Raw genomic sequence first — 17,066 nt, 5'->3', positions numbered from 1 at the left:
TAGATATATCTAAAAAAAGCCAAAGTAGATGAACGCTACTTTGGCGAATTTAATGCTTTAGAAATCATCCATTGGAAGCATTAAGGGCAATATTGCTAAACAATACTGTATTTTAACGCCCGATTTTCTTCATGATTTTTTGTTTAACATGCTGCTGAAGTGATGCTGAGCGTTCCTTGAACTCGGCACGCCAGTCATTCGGCACTGAGCATTTCGCGAGGCGAACCCAAACGCTGGCAAACTGTTTTATAAAACTGGCTTCATTGTAGTGAATACCATATTCCTCACAAAGTGCTTTAATTTTAGGTGCGGCTTCTGCATAGCGGTTTGCAGGCATATCAGGGAATAAATGGTGTTCAATTTGGTGACTCAAATTACCACTGAGTATATGCAACCATTGTGTTCCACTAAAATTACTGGAGCCACGAATTTGACGGAGATACCACTCTGCTCGAGTTTCATTTTCGGTATTGTCCATCTCAAAGTTTTCCGCATCTTCAGTAAAATGGCCATTAAAGATGACAGCGGAAGCCCATAAGCTACGAATCACGTTGGCTACAGCATTTCCTGCAAATACAGGAATCGCATTGGGACCTGCAATAAGCGGGAAAAACACATAATCTTTAATCACTTGGCGCTTAATTTTCTGACGTACATCGGCTGCTTCATGCCATACATCTTTCCAAGTTTTGGTTTTATACGCAATAACATCTTCTAAATGTAAACGTTGAATGCCGACATACCACTCAAAGAAAACCATGAGTTGGGCAGCCAGTGGGATATTAAAAAGGAAACGTGGCTCCCACTTTTGCGATTCACTTACACGGATTAAGCCATAGCCGACATCATGGTCCATACCGACAATATTGGTATAGGTATGATGCACATAGTTATGGGTATATTTCCAGTCTTGACCTGTGGCAATGGTATCCCAATCATAATTAGCACCATTTAAACTCGGGTCATTTAACCAATCAAACTGACCATGCATCACATTATGACCGAGTTCCATGTTCTCTACGATTTTAGAAATACCCAATAAACCGGTACCCAGTAACCACACCGGTGGAATCCAGCCTGCAAACATCAACATGCCACGAGATGCGATCTCGCTATAACGGACAAAATTGCGAATTTTATAAATATACGCTGCATCTTTTTCACCTACACTCTGCATGATTTCACGGCGAATTTGCTCAACTTTTTCGCCAAATTCAGCAGTTTGTTCTGGAGATAAATAACGTGACTTACTATTCGGACGAATATATATCGATTGATTCATGATGATGCCCTTGATTTGTTTTTATGCGGCTTGGGTTAGAGTTGAATACGTACAGGTGAAATGGCCTGAGAGACACATAATTTGATTTGTGTGTTATTCGCATGATCGATTTCGCCAGTGAGTAAGTTTTTCACCGAACCCTGTAATTTGGTACACGAACAAGTATTACAAATACCCATCCGACAGCCATGCGCAGGTTTTAAACCGGCTTTTTCAGCACTTTCAAGTAAGTTACCTTCTGCTAAAAAATCTTGCTGGGCTAAACTAAAAGTGACAGGTTGAGCAGGTACTGAATCATCAGCAATCATTTGAAAATATTCAGTGTATAAATAATCTGAAAGCTTGAACTCACGATACAGTTGCTCAATGCTTTGCATCATTGGCGCTGCACCACAGGCATAGCAATCTCGCTGCTTAAAATCAGGGACCATGTGATTTAGCACCTCTGGTGTGATATGCAATTTGGTTTTCAGCGTATTAATCCCATGTAAATGTGCATGGTTAGATTGCTTCGCCAGTTGAATCAATTCATCCAAATAAGCATCATCTCGATTGAAATAAATCAGGTCAACCGTACGCCCAAGCTGAATTGCTTGTTTAAACAAAGCCATGATTGAGGTAATGCCACTACCAAAAGCAAGCAGCAAAATTGGTCGATCCGAATTTAGCTTTAAGCCAAACTCACCTTGCGGTTGCGATAATTCAACAACCTCACCTTTTTTTGAATGAGTTAAGCAGTTGGAAACTTTGCCTTGTTGTTTGACTGCGATTACTACATGACCAGATGTATTGATTTCGACGATGCTATAGCTACGTTGATGACGTACACCATCTTTGACAACTGTCACCAGAACACATTGGCCTGGTCGATAGTTTGCTGCTTTAAAATTTTGATTCGCTAAAAAACTCAGTTCATAAAACCCGATCCCCACACAACGTGATTTGACTAATTGTGCTTTTACACGTTTGTAGGCCCAAATTGCATCAAATTTTTCTGCAATAAAATCAATAAAATCTTCCCGAATCCACTCAGGCTTGTAACTTGTAGTTGTCATTTTTTGCCTCGGATAATGCATTAATATACATTTGTTTTTTAAATTATGCTTACATTAAGTTTAGTGCTAATTCCCCACCATGTGAATTCGGGACAAAATCTATCATTTGGCATTTTTTATCATTTTATGTCTAACAATCTGTCACTTTTTGCAAATCCAAATTTGAAGTTCTGATTTGTCGTAACAACACAAATAAAAAAAACTAGGCCAAAGCCTAGTTTTTAAAACAGTGAAAGTTAACGCATTAATATTTAATGATTAGTAGATAAATCAATAATATTTAAATCAATGTTTAGTCTTCAAAATGCACAACAGAGCGAATTGATTTACCTTCATGCATTAAATCAAACGCTTCATTGATTTTATCCAACCCCATGGTATGGGTCACGAATGGTTCAAGTTTGATCTCACCTGACATGGCTTCTTCTACCATACCCGGTAATTGTGAACGACCTTTAACACCACCGAATGCAGTGCCTTTCCAAGTACGACCAGTAACCAATTGGAATGGACGGGTTGAAATTTCTTGACCTGCACCTGCCACACCAATAATCACAGATTGACCCCAACCACGGTGAGCACATTCCAAAGCAGAGCGCATCACATTGGTATTGCCAATACATTCAAATGAATGGTCGACGCCCCAGCCCGTCATTTCTACAATCACTTCCTGTACAGGACGTTCATAATCTTTTGGATTAACAAAATCTGTAGCGCCAAATTCTTCAGCCAGTTTGAATTTGTCAGGATTGGTATCTACGGCAATGATACGACCTGCTTTGGCTTTTTTAGCACCTTGTACCACAGCCAAACCAATACCACCTAAACCAAAGACTGCAACTGAGTCACCTTCCTGAACTTTAGCGGTATTTTTAACTGCGCCTAAACCTGTAGTTACGCCGCAACCCAACAAACATACATGTTCGTGGTTCGCTTCAGGGTTAATTTTTGCCAAAGACACTTCTGCAACCACAGTATATTCAGAGAATGTTGAACAGCCCATATAGTGATAAATCGGCTGACCATTATACGAAAAACGTGTTGTGCCATCCGGCATTAAACCTTTCCCTTGTGTCGCTCGTACAGATACACAAAGATTTGTTTTACCCGATTGACAGAATAAACATTCACCACATTCTGCGGTATAAAGTGGAATAACATGATCACCTGGTTGCACTGAAGTCACACCTTCACCGACTTCAACCACAACACCTGCACCTTCATGCCCTAAAATTGCTGGAAATACGCCTTCAGGATCATCACCTGACAATGTAAATGCATCTGTATGACACACACCTGTATGGCTAATTTTGACTAAAACCTCACCTGCTTTAGGTGGTGCCACATCAATTTCTACAATTTCTAAAGGCTGACCCGGTCCAAAAGCAACGGCTGCACGTGATTTCATGTCTAAAAACATCCTGTATGGCTTATATTAACAGATGAGTTACAGTAACCTCTTTTTAAGCCTAAATACAACCTTAAAACATGATGTTATGATGAATTTTTCAAGGAATGATTAATGCTATTCGAATGATACAATTACGTGAAATAAGTTGTACTGTCGGTTTAACTGTTTCGATCAGCCTATTAACTGGATGCAGCTTACCTAGCAATCAGTCAAAAAAAGATGTCCCTATACAATCACATGCAGAAAAATGGATTACGTCTGCTACGGATTTTGAAAAATTAAAACAAAAACAAACGGCTTATTTAGCCTTAGATGATGCTTTCTTAAGCATTGCTTCTCGCCTACATTTAATTCGAAATGCAAAATACACCATCGATTTGCAATATTACATTTGGGGAAATGATGCTATTGGGCATCTGATGTTTCGAGAATTACTGCATGCCGCTGACCGTGGGGTAAAAGTAAGGCTATTAATTGATGATCAAAACGGGACGAAACTCGATCCGACCTTACAATCCCTTTCAGCTCATCCCAATATTTCAATCAAACTGTTTAATCCCTATAAATTCAGAAATTTACGTGTCATTGATTATGCATTTCGCTTAAAGCACATTAACCATCGTATGCATAATAAATTAATTATTGCCGATGGTTTTATGGGCGTAACTGGCGGTCGTAACATCAGTAATGAATATTTTGATGCCAGTGAAAGTTTTCAATTTACAGATTTGGACATCCTTTTCTATGGCGAAGCCATACAACAAGCCAATCAGGTGTTTTTGAACTTTTGGAATGATGATTTGAGTTATTCTGTCCAGCAATGGATTGGTGCAGGTACAAAAGAAGAATTAAATCAATTAAGACAAACATACCAAGAAAATTCTACAACGTTAACTAAAGATCAGCAGCGCATTAACTATGCACAGCAACAACTGGCGGCTCAGCTTAAACTAATACCGGTGAATTGGGCCGAAGCACATTTCATTGCGGATAGTCCGAATAAAATACGTGGTGAAGCCAAAGAACAAGAATTGATTTATAACCAATTTTCGACCTTGATGGGACAGCCCAAAGAACGCATGGAATTGGTTTCAGCTTATTTTGTTCCCACACAACAAGGGACTGACTTTCTGACAGGCCTTGCAGGTAAAAATGTAGAAGTCCGCGTCTTAACCAACTCATTTTTAGCCAATGACGTCGCTGTCGTTCATGCCTTTTATCAAAAATATCGCAAAGACTTACTCGAAAATGGCGTGAAAATATATGAATTTAAACCCTATATAGAACGCTCTAAACGCACATGGTATGAAGTCATGACTGGAAATATCATCCCTGCGAAAGGCAAAAATGCCTCTAGTTTGCATGCAAAATTTTTCGATATTGACGGTATGGTGTTTATTGGATCGTTTAACTTTGATCCACGTTCCGCAAATTTAAACTCAGAAGTTGGCCTAGTCGTTAAATCTGATCGATTACAAAACGATATTTCTGCCGCATTAAAACAGTATTTACCGCAAATTGCATATGAATTAAAACTGGATAAGAACGGCGAAATCATTTGGTTAGAGCATCAAAAAAATGGAAAAATCAAAACCTATACTCATGAACCTGAAACAACTCGATTCCAACGATTTAGCATAAAAGCAGTGTCATACCTCCCGATTGAATGGATGATGTAATGACAATGTACTGCTAATTAGCTAAGTTTTTCTCATCAATAAGATCTAATAGGAACGATTTAAGCAGTTTCAAGCAACTCAATAATGCTCTTATTCAGTCTCATTCATTTGAGTGTTGGCTTTTGAAAATAACCAAACCATTGATTTCGCCAAGAAATTCCACTTGCCCATAATTGGCTGCTTTAAGCGCTGTTAAATGCTCCTCAACTGACATATACAACTCATGATTTTGCTGCGCATGTGGTGCATATAAATGATCACATACAAAATACACGCCTTGAGTATTTAACAACGTTTTTACAGTCCGATGAAACTCTGCTGCATACGCCTTATGTCTCAATTCATGTAAGGCCTGATGAATAATAATCACATCAAAGGTACTTTTTTCATTGAAGTGAAGAGATTTTTCCCAATCCGATTGTTTGAAATCCCCTGTTATAAAATTGCATTTTAAGCGTTGCGCTACACTTAGTTTTCCTTTTGCCAAGTCATGCATAGCTTCGGAAAAATCAAATGCTGTGTAGTGAATATTTGGACAATGATTAATTAAAAATTCAGCCAAATAACCTGGACCTGAACCCAGTTCAAGTACACGGGCATTCGGGTTGAAAGCCAAAATAGAGTCAACATACATTTGAAAGATGTCATAACGCCACGGTCGTTTAAGATTCACTTCAGCGGCCCATTGTTTAGCTTCGATTGTATCTTTTAAGTCTATAGGGCTGTGCACATCATTTATGTGAATATTATTTTCGCAATTCATTTTTCTTAGACTTAATTTAGATAGATTGAATGCTATTTATACATAAAATATCTCAATAAAAGCAAAGGTTTTACTCACACTTGATGATGCTTTAACATCCACCTCTTATTTTGTTTTATCTCCCTCTAAAGTTTTCTAATGCAATTTTTTGATTTAAGCCGCCAATTTAATTTAAGTGATATTTTAACGCCTTTTACAACGCTCTCTGACCTTGGTCATCAAGAATGGTTTTTGTCGAAAGTGCGGGTTGAGCATGACTGCTTATCTGACAATGAAATGATTGAAGGCCAAGCTGTACTTAAATCTAATCACAATATACAAATTGAGTTGGAATGGTTAATCCAAGATACAGGTCATGAATTACAGCTTTTATTTAAAGGCATTGAAACTGCAGCTAGCGAAGAAACTTTGGTGATCGTGAAAGGCGCGCAAATTGTAGATGATGCAAACAAAAAAGTTTCATCTCAGACATTGAGTTTATGGATCGATGGCACTTTACTACCTATGCTGCCGAATATTCGCAAAGAAATTAAAGCGCGTTTAAACCTTTGGGATTATGTTGAATATGATGGCTAATGCCTCGCCTGAAAAACTGTTTGGCCTTAAAAAAGGTAATCAATCACAGACCTGAAATCTGCATCATTTTTTAGTTAAGCTGTATCTTGCAATTTCAGCTCATTCAGACACTGCTGCAAAACATCAAATACTTTTTTGTCGATGCACTGCGCGACATTAAAACGCATGTATTGCCCTGCGTTCTGTGCTGAGCTGAATGAATTGCCTGGTGCAAGAATGATACCTTGCGTCAAACAGCTTTTTGATAGCTGTGCTGCATCAATATTTGCAGGTAATTGACACCATAAAAAAATGCCAGCTTTGGGCATAACGACTGGATGAATGTCTAGAGCTGCAAGTTTCTTTACGGCATCCATCATATGTTTTTGTAGCTGTTTTTTGACCCATTCAATATGCCTTATATAACTACTGTCCATAAGGGCTTGATAAATAATCTCTGCATTTAAATGACTGGTATTAAAATGAGTTGCAATATTCAAATCAATCAGCTGATCAATTATTGATTCGTGAGCAATGATATAACCACAGCGCACCGCAGCAGAAAGCGTTTTGGTAAAACTGCCAATTTGAATTACCTGCTTTAAACCCAATAAAGTTAAATAACGTGGCGCATGTAGATACTCAAATTCGGCAAAAATATCATCTTCAACGATGATTAACCCACTTTGCTCTGCCAATTTAGCAATTTCAAATGCCGTTTGCATAGAAAGTGCTGCACCAGTTGGGTTGTGTATGCCTGAGTTGGTTAAATAGATTTTGGGCTGAAACTGCAGCACTTGCTTAAATACTTCTACATCTGGACCATTTTTGCCATACGGTAATGTAATGCAATTCAGCCCATGTGCCTTAATCAGTGCCCTAAAATTAAAGTAACATGGATCATCGATCAGAACCGTATCACCAGTTTTAAGTAAATGCCGAAAAATCAGATCAATAGAATGTGTTGCAGAATCACTAATGAAAATCTGCTTCAAATTAAGCATTACATCATAAACCTCACCTTTACGAGCAATATAGCGGCGTAAATTTGTATGACCGTGTGGCGCCGAATAATCTATTAAGAAACTGCTATCAGATTTAGCAGCCGTTTTTAAGGCTTTACGTAAAGTCTGCTCTGGCATCCATTCTTTTGGCAGCCAGCCGCAACCGGGAATCAGCATACCTTCATGAGCATCTAGCGATTGGCGTGAAATCCACAACGGATCGACCTCTCGGTTATATTCAATAGCATGCTCACTTAATAAAACATTTGCAGTAGAACGTTTGCAGACATAATAGCCAGCTCCAATTCTTGACTCCAATACACCGCTACTGACCAACCGTGCATAGGCTTCTACAACAGTTGAAACCGAACAGCCCAACTGTTGGGAAAATTGACGTACCGAAGGAATGCGGCAGCCTTCAGAAAGCTGTTTCTGATCGATCAGTGTTTGGACTTGCTGCATGACCCATTCGATTTTTGTCATCTTTTCATTTCCTTATTCATGCAGTTTTAGTGAAATATTACGACACACTTTGAACTTATTAACTGACAGTTCAGTCTATTAATCGTTCTAAATCTTGGCTTTACAGCTTATTCAAAGATGGCTATAGATGCAAATTGTATGGGTATTTTATCCATAACAGTTCTTTTTAATTGTATTTGACTGTATCTATTTCAGTCATACAGTACGGTATAAATTTTATTACATATCTTTAGACCAAAAATATGGAATGAACATGCAATTTGACCTCAAAGAAGTTCATCAGGGCTGGCTCAACGGTTTTATTGGCGTTGTTATTTTTGCAGGTTCTATGCCTGCAACCCGTGTTGCCGTTCAAGGCTTTAGCCCCGAATTTCTGACAGGCGCTCGCGCCTGTATTGCAGCTATTTTAGCATTGATACTTTTATTCGTTTTAAAGCAGCCTAAGCCATCTATGCTGCAAATTAAATCCTTATGTATTGTTTCAACAGGTGTTGTCATTGGTTTTCCATTATTTACGGCACTGGCTTTACAAACAGAAACTGCGGCTCACTCTTTAATTTTTGTAGCTTTACTACCATTGGCCACGGCTTTTTTTGCAGTGCTACGTGCCAAAGAAATCCCTAAAAATGCCTTTTGGCTGTTTGCAGGTGCAGGCAGTGCTTTAGTCATCTTTTTCATGCTACATCAATCTGGTGTTAAAGGAATTTCTCTCGGTGACATCTATATGATTATTGCTGTTCTGCTCTGCGGATTGGGCTATGCCGAAGGTGGCGTACTGTCTAGAGCTTTAGGTGGATGGCAGGTCATTTGCTGGGCTTTAATCATTGCTTTGCCACTGATGCTGCCACTCTGCTGGCTCTATTTCCCAAACGATTTTCAACATATTCCTCTCAGCGCATATATTGGCTTAGCGTATGTGTCATTGTTCAGCATGTTAATCGGCTTCTTTTTTTGGTACAAAGGCTTAGCTTTGGGTGGAATTGCCAAAGTCGGTCAAATCCAGCTAGTACAGCCCTTTATTGGCCTTATGCTGTGCGCCGTATTATTAAATGAACAGATTAGCCTACTGATGATTGCGGTATCTTTAGCTGTAGTGAGCTGTGTTGTTCTAGCTAAAAAGTACGCTTAAATATTTTTTAAATTGCCTAATTTTAAAGCAAATACAGTGGCATGAATGACCAGTTTATTGCCATTGTTTAGCACAAAAATAGTGAAAAACTCTGATAGAGTGATATGCATAGACAATAATAAAAAAGGCAAAATCATGAATCATCAGAATTGGACTCAAATTCGTAAAGTCGTTGCAAATGCCCAACGTGCGTCTATGCATTGCTCGATTGCTACGGTTGATCAAAATTACCAACCAACAATCACCCCAATTGGCACTTTATTTTTACATGAATCAACCTTTTCAGGTTTCTTCTTTGATACTTATTCAGCGTCACTGCGGGATAATTTAACAATGAATCCAAAAGCCTGCATACAAGCGATAAATAGCAGCAAAGCCTTTTGGCTAAAATCATTAATCAATGGTCAATTTCAAGAATATCCAGGGATACGCCTATATGCTGAAATTGGTGAGTTACGGCCAGCAAGTGAAACAGAATTCGCTTTGGTTCAACAAAGAATTAAGGCATTAAAATGGACTAAAGGTAGCCGCCTAATTTGGAATAATTTTCATCAAGTGCGTGATTTTTCTGTACATGACTTCAAATGGGTACAATATCCTGCAATGATGCCTAAATCATCTTTCTAAGGAAAGCAACCATTGATAAAAGATTACACCAAAGCTTTCTTATAGTAAGTCAATTTCTTTAAATAATTTACTATACGCTTCGGCTTTTTTTTCCAATGCTAGTGGATAAGCTCTAGATGATGACGGCATACGGTATAAAGTCAAATCTCTGCCTGCAAATTCGGTACGAACAGCATGCCCAATGCGTGGTTTTTCAGTATTTTCTGGCATCGAGAGCATCAACGTATCAGTCGCCTTGTCTCCCGTCGTCATAATACTGCGGCAATTCGGCATCTGCGTGAGTAACTTCGCAATATCGGTTGGCTGATAAATCTGTAAAAACTTGTCTGATGCATTACCTTTCAAACGAATCACTTGATAGGCAGTATCAAAAATGCCTATACCTTTTTCATTTAAAAAATCTCGAATGAGCTGTTCTTTAAAAGTCTTGCTCTCTAGATTGAGAAAATGATTTTTATCCTGAAAAAAACATAGGCCAAAGATTTTCCACATGTCATTTTGAAAATTTGGATAATAAAAATCCATCTTCCAGCGGGTTTTTGGAGGTGGAAAACTCCCTAACATCAAGAGTTTCCCATTTGATGGCAAAAATGGCGCTAAAGGATGTGTTTCGATTTGCGGATTCACGCCTGAAATATCTTTGCTCATGTAAATTTAACTTCGCCCAGTGGTTGAATCATAAAATGTCTATGAAAATTGTTCAGTGATTTGTTTTGCTATTTTTTCAGCCCATAACTGATAAATTTCTTTGCTCGGGTGAAAGCCGTCTTTTGCCATTTGTAAATTTTTTTCACGATATTCTTGTAAATCGTATTCAATTAGCCTCGTATTAGGCTTTGTTTTAATAAAATTTTTTAACAGCGCATTCATCTTCTGAGAATATTGTCCAAACAGCCATGACAATGGAAACGGTAAAGCTGGAAACTCATCCATTGGTGGCACACCTGAAATGATCAATAGCTGTGGTTGAAACTTTTCCTCGACAGTTTGATATAAACGCTGCTGGAGCTTCAACCACTGGTCTGGTTGTTTTAATGCTGTGACATCATTGACACCAACAGAGCTGATCACGACATCAAAGTTCTGCGTTGTGACATTATCCAAAGCATTGATGATTTGCTGGCTGTTAAGCCCCGTTGTGGCTTCAAGGCAAAAGTGAACTTGATAATCAGGCGATAAAATTTTAAGCAATTGTCCCAATAGCGCATCTGACTGATGCTCGACGCCGACACCTGCTGCTGCTGAATCACCTAGTATTAATAGCGATAATGGTCGATTACCCTGACCACTCATCCCACAACGTTCTCCCATCGGTTCTGCTAAACGTGGGGTATTTTTTTTCACACGGTAACCTTGGATCAGTAACGCAGGTAACAGCAGCAGTGTTGATACTTTGACTAGCATAATATTTGGGTAATGATTTAAAGCTTATCGTCTTCATTATTTTAAATAGTTTAAGAAACAAAGCATTGACTCTATTGTTATTTTTCTACATTTTCTTTTATTAAAAGCATCATTCTGGGGCATATTGCTAGTTTTTTATATTAATAATGATTATCATTTATTGGTTTTCATCCTACCTATTTTATTATTTCAATGAAAGAACTTTCCCCACTTTTTTTAGCTTGCTCAATTAGCTTTGCTGTTACTTCTGCTTTTGCCCAAACTCAAAATTCACCCGCTTTAACCGATACAATAGAAAAAAAACATTTTCCCTATGCTGCTGCATGTGAAGATGTCAAAGCGCAAAGCCAAATATTATTAAACCTACAACATCAGTTAAATCAAAATCCAAAACAACATGCTCAAATTATTGAAGATTTTTGGAAGCGTGTAGAGCTTATAGGTACACCAATCATTGAAAACTATGATGAAAAACATGACCGTATAATTTTTTTATGGAAAGGTGCGCAGCATAATGTACGCCTTATTGGTGGCCCGAGTAATGACCATGAATGGTTAACACGCCTACCAAATACCGATATTTGGTTTAAAGAATCGATTATTGATCATCGTTATATTGGCAGTTATAGCTTTGCTGTCGACTTACCGAACTTAGAAGGTTATCTGTCAAATTATTGTCCGCATCTGAATCCTAAACTTAAAGAATCAAGAACGCAGCGTCGTGCTGTGATACAAGTGCAACGGATTGATCCTTTCAACAAAAACACTTATCTCGCAAGTAATGATACATCAGGCTTGCGTAATGAAAATTTAGTGGCGCTTAAAGATGCCCCGCCTTTTATTGATCCAAAACAATATCCAAATGTGAAACAGCCCAAATTACTAGAGTTTGTTCTAGATAGCAAAATTTTGAATAACTCACGTAAAATCCTAATTTACCAATCTAAAGCCAAGAAAAACCAAAGCTATATCACTGCTATATTTTTTGATGGTCAGCAATATAACGAGTTGCTTAATGTTCCAAAGGCATTAGATATATTAGTTGAGCAAGGTCAGTTACCGCCAATTCAAGCCATTTTTGTTTCTCCACCGAATGATCAGGAACGACCGAAAGAATTAACACCCAATGCTAAATTTTCAGCATTTTTTAGTGATGAACTGATGCCTTGGATTCAAAAAAATGCACCGGCAAAAGTCGATTCGAAAAAAACGGTATTACTCGGCTCAAGCCTAGGCGGTTTAAGTTCAGCTTATTTAGCCTTAGAAAATCCAAATCAAATTAGTCACGTCGTACCGTTATCTGGATCATTTTGGTGGCAAAATGAAGCGACAGACCTCCCAAATGGCATGAGTAAAATCATTCGTGATAAAACCTCACAACCTAAACAGCATTGGTTTATTACTGCCAATAGTTATGAAAGCTCACGAAATAATAATGAACTGAGTATTTTAGAGACTTCGCCTATTGTTGCAGCCGACTTAAAAAATAAAGGTCATGATGTGCATTATCAATCGTATATCGGCGGACATTCCTACGCGGTATGGCAAGTTGCCTTGCAAGATGCACTCAAACATTTTTTTGCGCAAAAGTAGTTTATAAACGTTTAGATCATAAAAAAGCCCTCAATTGAGGGCTTTTTTTGAAGATTGTATTTAATTAATTCCAGCGGTTTATGCGTTTAAAGGTTCCAAAATCATTGAAACGTACACCAACTTCACGCATGACTTGGTGTGCCGTTTTTGCAGTTAGGTGACGAATATAAAACGGCTCTTTGACCACAAAATGGTGAATGGCATGGGTCGAACCGAAGTTAAAGCAAAACAATTGCATTGGGAACAACCACCACGGATTTAACACCTGAGTTTGTTTAATGACATCACGTGGGTCAATATCACCATAATAATGCATATTTGAGCTGATAAATTGTAAGCAGAAAGAGCGTATAAAGTTCGGAATAATCCAAACCACGGCTAGAAAATTAATCGTTGGAATTAACTTCACTAAATTAACTGACCAACTAATACTTTGTCCTAACATCGGAGCAATACCATTCACCACATGATAAATGACAAAAACATACCAAATGCCGTAATAAACAAAACTTAAAGGAAAAAATCCAGTCAGTTGAGAGATCAATGCAGTTTTACGTTCTTTTTCAGGTTGTTTTTCAATGAATGTCCCAATCATTTTAAACATTTGAAATGGGCGCAAATACACCGTCATCAATTGATCGCTAATGACCAATAGACGACGCAATCCCCACGGCATGCCATTACTGATGCCCCGTTCTTCCAAGTCATATTCTGAACCTGAATACTTGTGATGATTGAGGTGCAAACGACGACGTGCCCAAGGACTAATGGTATTGGGACGTGCTAACCAAACCAAAGCCAACATGAGATGGTGAGCCCATGGCATCTTTTTAAAATACATATAATGAATCAGGTCATGTTCTAATTCATGTGTCAGTGAAGCAAACATCGCCACCAAAATCACACAAGCCCATGCAGGTAAAATGCCAACAGCAAACGCCCAAGCTGAACCCAACATTCCCAGTAGCGCAAAAATAAGGATGGCTGCGCCTATAAAGTTTTGATGCTTTAAAATGGGATATTGCTGACGTAAGTCTTCACCAGCTTTCGTTACGACAGTTCTGACTTTGTTAATTCGCTGTTGATCTGTCATATCGGAAGACATAGACATAGTACAAACCTAAAAATTAATGAACAGTTGTACATTAAAGCAAATTAAAAAAAAGGAAATCGCTATTTTGAGAACAAATCATCGTCTGTTCAAATATTCAACATTTTATTTATTTTCAATATCTTATTTATAAATAATCTGAGTAATTACTCCATTTTTTCTTTGCAAAATCGGCTGCTTTTAATGTCTTTTCATCACAGGTTTTATGTATTCCTTTTTAACCTACAGAGGATGGCGAATATTATTTGAGAATAAAAAAGCCCTAATATTGGAGCTTTTTTATTATATAAAGAATTAACCTAATTTATTCACGATCTTCAACGGCAATACTTTCATCGCAAGACCTAAAGGCAACCACGGCCATTGTGGTACATAAGCTTTAACTGGTGCTTTCTCAATGGCTTTTGCTAAAAGATGTGAACCAGTTTTTTCATCGACTTCAAATGGCAGTTTTTTCGCACCTTCATTGATCTCCGTACGAATATAACCTGGGAAAATAGTCGTCACTTTAATTGGGGTATCAATCAGCTCTGCACGAATACCTTCAGCTAAAGCAGCAACACCTGCTTTACTTGCACCATAAGCCGTTAAATGTTTAGGCATACCACGCATAGCACTCATCGACGAAATCACCACCAAATGCCCTGCATTTTGGCTACGGAAAATTTCAACCGCAGCTTCGCATTGCGCTAATGCAGAGATAAAGTTAGTTTCAACTGTGGCACGGTTAATTTCAAAATTGCCTTTACCAATACGACGACCTTCACCGACACCTGCGTTGACAATAACACGATCAATACTGCCAAAATCTGCTTTAAAGGCACGGAATACTTCAAACACTTGATCGTAATTTGTGACATCGAGGGTTTTCGCAATCACTTTGATGCCATATTGGCTTTCCAGTTCATTTTTTAGCGTTTCTAGACGCTCTAAACGACGTGCGCAAATGGCCAAGTTGTAGCCTTTTTGTGCAAACTCGCGTGCCATTCCTGCACCAATCCCTGAGCTTGCACCTGTAATTAAAATTGTTTTAGCCATGATAATTCCTTTGTTTATCTTAGATCCAAGTCAATAAATTTGGATCAACTGCTTTTATAAAATGGTGTTCATTTAAACTGAGTAATTGCGGTTCATTTCCAACCAAACGCAGTGTTGTCATACTGGTATTGGCAATGGCCCAATTGAGTGCAAATGTTTTTTCTGGACTCAGCCCTAAAATTTTACCTACGGCAACGGAGATCACTCCACCTGAACTAAACACAACAGCATAGCGTGGTTTGGTTTCAGCCAGTTGAGTGCATAACTTTTCTAGCGCTGTTTCGACTCGACTTTTAAAATGTGGCCAAGATTCATCATATTCATGATGAAATTCTCCACCTGTCCAACGCTCAATGGCGCCTTCAAAAATTTTCGATAAATAAGCACGTGGGTTTTCATGCTTAGATACATCTTCTTTTAATAAATGCGGTTGGTTAAATCGAGGTTCATATTGAGCAAAAACTTGCTGATGATTAAATTCATTCCATGCGTTATCTGTATCAACTTGTGCTTCTGGAAAGCATTCAGCCAATGCAAGATTGGCTGTTTGTTGATGACGTTGCATGGAGCCCGCAACCACATAAGGACTTTCTTTTAAAATACGGTCGAAATACTGTCCCAGCACCTTAGCCTGTAGCTCACCGTTGGGAGAAAGCTTGTCATAGCTTTCCGCACCAAAAGAAGCCTGACCGTGCCGAATTAAATATATCGTGGTCATTTCCCTAAAATATCCTTCATTTTTTCAATATATTTTTGTGCCACGTCATTGGCTTCAAGTTTTTGCAAACCAATAAGTTTTAATGCACGAATATGTAAAGCATGGATCACAATCCAAAAATCTTTGAATGCAGGATTATTGGTTTGTTTGTGGTAAAAGCGATAATAAATTTGCTGTGCGATCACGGCTAAACGGAAAATGCCGAACACTTCATAAAATGTCCAGTTGTCTGTTTGTAGACCAGTTTTTTCTAAGTAATATTCAACGACTTCTTTACGACTAAACATACCTTTCAAGTTAGTCGGCTGGCGTCGAGTCGCTTTAAAAATTGCGTTATCGCCACTTTCAACCCAATACGCTAAAGCTGAACCTAAGTCCATCAGTGGATCGCCAAGCGTTGCCATTTCCCAATCCAATACGCCAATCACTTGGGTAGGATCATTTGGATCTAAAATGACGTTGTCAAAACGCCAATCGTTATGAATTACACAGGTTTTAGAGTCAGCAGGAATATTGTCTTTGAGCCAATTACGGACATATTTAAAAGAAGGAACATTTAAGGTTTTGGCTTTTTCATAGCGTGCGTCCCAACCTTCCACTTGACGACGACAGTAGCCGTCGCCCTTGCCTATTTTTTCTAAAGCTGTGCCTTCATAAGGCACTTGATGCAGTTCAATTAACTTATCGATGACGTTGGTACACAACGCTCGAACTTGAGTTTCATCAAAATTAATTTCTTTGGGTAAGTTTGCACGTGGAATGATGCCTTCTACGCGCTTCATTACGTAGAAATCACAGCCAATCACTGATTCGTCCTGACATAGCGCCACCATTTCAGGGAGTACTGGATAAAATTCTGATAATGCTTTCTGTACGTTATACTCACGTGCCATATCATGTGCAGACTTGGCTTTGGTGCCTTTTGGTGGACGACGTAAGATTAAATCAGCATTGTCGTATTTTAAGCGATAAGTCCAATTTGATGCACCACCTGAATATTGAGTGACTTCTACAGGCCCTTCTATTTCAACGCCATGTTCAATCAACCAATTTCCTACAGCACGGACATCCAGTTCTTCACCCTCACGAACTGAACCGCCTACATCTATCACTGACATGCTTTTCTTCCTAAACTTGAATCTATCATGATGATAAAAATATAATTTTCTATAGTTTTATAGCATGGACAATTCGGGGTTGCCATGCCAAATATG

General features: G+C 38.5%; 16 protein-coding genes. 5 read left to right on the top strand and 11 right to left on the bottom strand.

Annotation, left to right across the window (positions count from 1 at the left end):
* Positions 1-112: 112 nt before the first annotated feature.
* The 3 genes from FTV03_RS05215 to FTV03_RS05205 form a co-directional block, all read right to left on the bottom strand.
* Positions 113-1,282, bottom strand: a complete 1,170-nt coding sequence (locus tag FTV03_RS05215) for an acyl-CoA desaturase (protein WP_180040334.1) — start codon at positions 1,280-1,282, stop codon at positions 113-115.
* Between the two features lie 35 nt (positions 1,283-1,317).
* Positions 1,318-2,337, bottom strand: coding sequence for a flavin reductase family protein (locus FTV03_RS05210; RefSeq protein ID WP_180040332.1), 1,020 nt, complete (start codon positions 2,335-2,337; stop codon positions 1,318-1,320).
* Positions 2,338-2,629: 292 nt separating this feature from the next.
* On the bottom strand, positions 2,630-3,745 hold the full coding sequence (locus FTV03_RS05205) for an S-(hydroxymethyl)glutathione dehydrogenase/class III alcohol dehydrogenase (RefSeq protein WP_180040330.1): 1,116 nt from the start codon (positions 3,743-3,745) through the stop codon (positions 2,630-2,632).
* A gap of 125 nt (positions 3,746-3,870) precedes the next feature.
* Between FTV03_RS05205 and FTV03_RS05200 the strand changes: the two genes are divergently transcribed.
* Positions 3,871-5,427, top strand: coding sequence for a phospholipase D family protein (locus FTV03_RS05200; protein ID WP_180040328.1), 1,557 nt, complete (start codon positions 3,871-3,873; stop codon positions 5,425-5,427).
* A gap of 100 nt (positions 5,428-5,527) precedes the next feature.
* On the opposite strand, the gene FTV03_RS05195 is transcribed toward FTV03_RS05200, so the two are convergent.
* Positions 5,528-6,190 (bottom strand): class I SAM-dependent methyltransferase, encoded by a 663-nt coding sequence (locus FTV03_RS05195; RefSeq protein ID WP_218950613.1) that lies wholly within the window; start codon positions 6,188-6,190, stop codon positions 5,528-5,530.
* Positions 6,191-6,328: 138 nt separating this feature from the next.
* Here FTV03_RS05195 and FTV03_RS05190 point away from each other — a divergent pair, with 138 nt between their 5' ends.
* Positions 6,329-6,766, top strand: a complete 438-nt coding sequence (locus tag FTV03_RS05190; protein ID WP_180040326.1) for a hypothetical protein — start codon at positions 6,329-6,331, stop codon at positions 6,764-6,766.
* Between the two features lie 74 nt (positions 6,767-6,840).
* Here FTV03_RS05190 and FTV03_RS05185 read toward each other — a convergent pair whose 3' ends face one another.
* A complete protein-coding gene (locus FTV03_RS05185; RefSeq protein ID WP_180040324.1) occupies positions 6,841-8,232 on the bottom strand; it encodes a PLP-dependent aminotransferase family protein in 1,392 nt (463 codons plus the stop codon).
* Between the two features lie 253 nt (positions 8,233-8,485).
* On the opposite strand from FTV03_RS05185, the gene FTV03_RS05180 reads away from it, so the two are divergent.
* The gene (locus FTV03_RS05180) at positions 8,486-9,361 is read left to right on the top strand and encodes a DMT family transporter (protein WP_180007797.1); all 876 of its coding nucleotides are present in this window, start codon (positions 8,486-8,488) and stop codon (positions 9,359-9,361) included.
* Between the two features lie 132 nt (positions 9,362-9,493).
* The gene (locus tag FTV03_RS05175; RefSeq protein WP_180007801.1) at positions 9,494-9,988 is read left to right on the top strand and encodes a pyridoxamine 5'-phosphate oxidase family protein; all 495 of its coding nucleotides are present in this window, start codon (positions 9,494-9,496) and stop codon (positions 9,986-9,988) included.
* A 39-nt stretch (positions 9,989-10,027) separates the two neighbouring features.
* Here the strand turns inward: FTV03_RS05175 and FTV03_RS05170 are convergent, their stop codons facing one another.
* Together FTV03_RS05170 and FTV03_RS05165 are read right to left on the bottom strand one after the other, a co-directional pair.
* Positions 10,028-10,636 carry a uracil-DNA glycosylase family protein gene (locus FTV03_RS05170; protein ID WP_180007796.1) on the bottom strand — a complete coding sequence of 203 codons (609 nt, stop codon included), beginning with the start codon at positions 10,634-10,636 and terminating at the stop codon, positions 10,028-10,030.
* Positions 10,637-10,675: 39 nt separating this feature from the next.
* Positions 10,676-11,392, bottom strand: a complete 717-nt coding sequence (locus tag FTV03_RS05165) for an SGNH/GDSL hydrolase family protein (RefSeq protein WP_180007795.1) — start codon at positions 11,390-11,392, stop codon at positions 10,676-10,678.
* A 192-nt stretch (positions 11,393-11,584) separates the two neighbouring features.
* Here FTV03_RS05165 and FTV03_RS05160 point away from each other — a divergent pair, with 192 nt between their 5' ends.
* Entirely contained in the window at positions 11,585-12,985 is a 1,401-nt protein-coding gene (locus tag FTV03_RS05160; protein ID WP_180007794.1) for an alpha/beta hydrolase-fold protein, read from the top strand.
* A 64-nt stretch (positions 12,986-13,049) separates the two neighbouring features.
* On the opposite strand, the gene FTV03_RS05155 is transcribed toward FTV03_RS05160, so the two are convergent.
* The 4 genes from FTV03_RS05155 to FTV03_RS05140 form a co-directional block, all read right to left on the bottom strand.
* Complete coding sequence (locus FTV03_RS05155; protein WP_180040322.1) at positions 13,050-14,096, bottom strand: fatty acid desaturase; 1,047 nt, start codon at positions 14,094-14,096, stop codon at positions 13,050-13,052.
* Between the two features lie 294 nt (positions 14,097-14,390).
* Positions 14,391-15,134 (bottom strand): SDR family oxidoreductase, encoded by a 744-nt coding sequence (locus FTV03_RS05150; RefSeq protein WP_078193819.1) that lies wholly within the window; start codon positions 15,132-15,134, stop codon positions 14,391-14,393.
* Between the two features lie 19 nt (positions 15,135-15,153).
* Positions 15,154-15,852 (bottom strand): histidine phosphatase family protein, encoded by a 699-nt coding sequence (locus tag FTV03_RS05145; RefSeq protein WP_078193820.1) that lies wholly within the window; start codon positions 15,850-15,852, stop codon positions 15,154-15,156.
* Positions 15,849-16,970 carry a phosphotransferase family protein gene (locus FTV03_RS05140; RefSeq protein WP_078193821.1) on the bottom strand — a complete coding sequence of 374 codons (1,122 nt, stop codon included), beginning with the start codon at positions 16,968-16,970 and terminating at the stop codon, positions 15,849-15,851. The genes FTV03_RS05145 and FTV03_RS05140 overlap by 4 nt, the downstream gene beginning before the upstream one ends.
* Positions 16,971-17,066: the final 96 nt, after the last annotated feature.

Origin of the sequence: Acinetobacter sp. YH12218 (assembly GCF_013417925.1) — a bacterium.
Lineage (GTDB): Bacteria > Pseudomonadota > Gammaproteobacteria > Pseudomonadales > Moraxellaceae > Acinetobacter > Acinetobacter amyesii.
The sequence above is the reverse complement of the archived record's forward strand: the minus strand, read 5'-3'. Positions and strand labels throughout refer to the sequence as shown.

Bases quoted from the DNA above. Each gene is read 5' to 3' on its own strand.
- FTV03_RS05215 (WP_180040334.1), bottom strand. From the start codon at position 1,282: ATGAATCAATCGATATATATTCGTCCGAATAGTAAGTCACGTTATTTA.
- FTV03_RS05210 (WP_180040332.1), bottom strand. From the start codon at position 2,337: ATGACAACTACAAGTTACAAGCCTGAGTGGATTCGGGAAGATTTTATT.
- FTV03_RS05205 (WP_180040330.1), bottom strand. From the start codon at position 3,745: ATGAAATCACGTGCAGCCGTTGCTTTTGGACCGGGTCAGCCTTTAGAA.
- FTV03_RS05200 (WP_180040328.1), top strand. From the start codon at position 3,871: ATGATACAATTACGTGAAATAAGTTGTACTGTCGGTTTAACTGTTTCG.
- FTV03_RS05195 (WP_218950613.1), bottom strand. From the start codon at position 6,190: ATGAATTGCGAAAATAATATTCACATAAATGATGTGCACAGCCCTATA.
- FTV03_RS05190 (WP_180040326.1), top strand. From the start codon at position 6,329: ATGCAATTTTTTGATTTAAGCCGCCAATTTAATTTAAGTGATATTTTA.
- FTV03_RS05185 (WP_180040324.1), bottom strand. From the start codon at position 8,232: ATGACAAAAATCGAATGGGTCATGCAGCAAGTCCAAACACTGATCGAT.
- FTV03_RS05180 (WP_180007797.1), top strand. From the start codon at position 8,486: ATGCAATTTGACCTCAAAGAAGTTCATCAGGGCTGGCTCAACGGTTTT.
- FTV03_RS05170 (WP_180007796.1), bottom strand. From the start codon at position 10,636: ATGAGCAAAGATATTTCAGGCGTGAATCCGCAAATCGAAACACATCCT.
- FTV03_RS05165 (WP_180007795.1), bottom strand. From the start codon at position 11,392: ATGCTAGTCAAAGTATCAACACTGCTGCTGTTACCTGCGTTACTGATC.
- FTV03_RS05160 (WP_180007794.1), top strand. From the start codon at position 11,585: ATGAAAGAACTTTCCCCACTTTTTTTAGCTTGCTCAATTAGCTTTGCT.
- FTV03_RS05155 (WP_180040322.1), bottom strand. From the start codon at position 14,096: ATGTCTATGTCTTCCGATATGACAGATCAACAGCGAATTAACAAAGTC.
- FTV03_RS05150 (WP_078193819.1), bottom strand. From the start codon at position 15,134: ATGGCTAAAACAATTTTAATTACAGGTGCAAGCTCAGGGATTGGTGCA.
- FTV03_RS05145 (WP_078193820.1), bottom strand. From the start codon at position 15,852: ATGACCACGATATATTTAATTCGGCACGGTCAGGCTTCTTTTGGTGCG.
- FTV03_RS05140 (WP_078193821.1), bottom strand. From the start codon at position 16,970: ATGTCAGTGATAGATGTAGGCGGTTCAGTTCGTGAGGGTGAAGAACTG.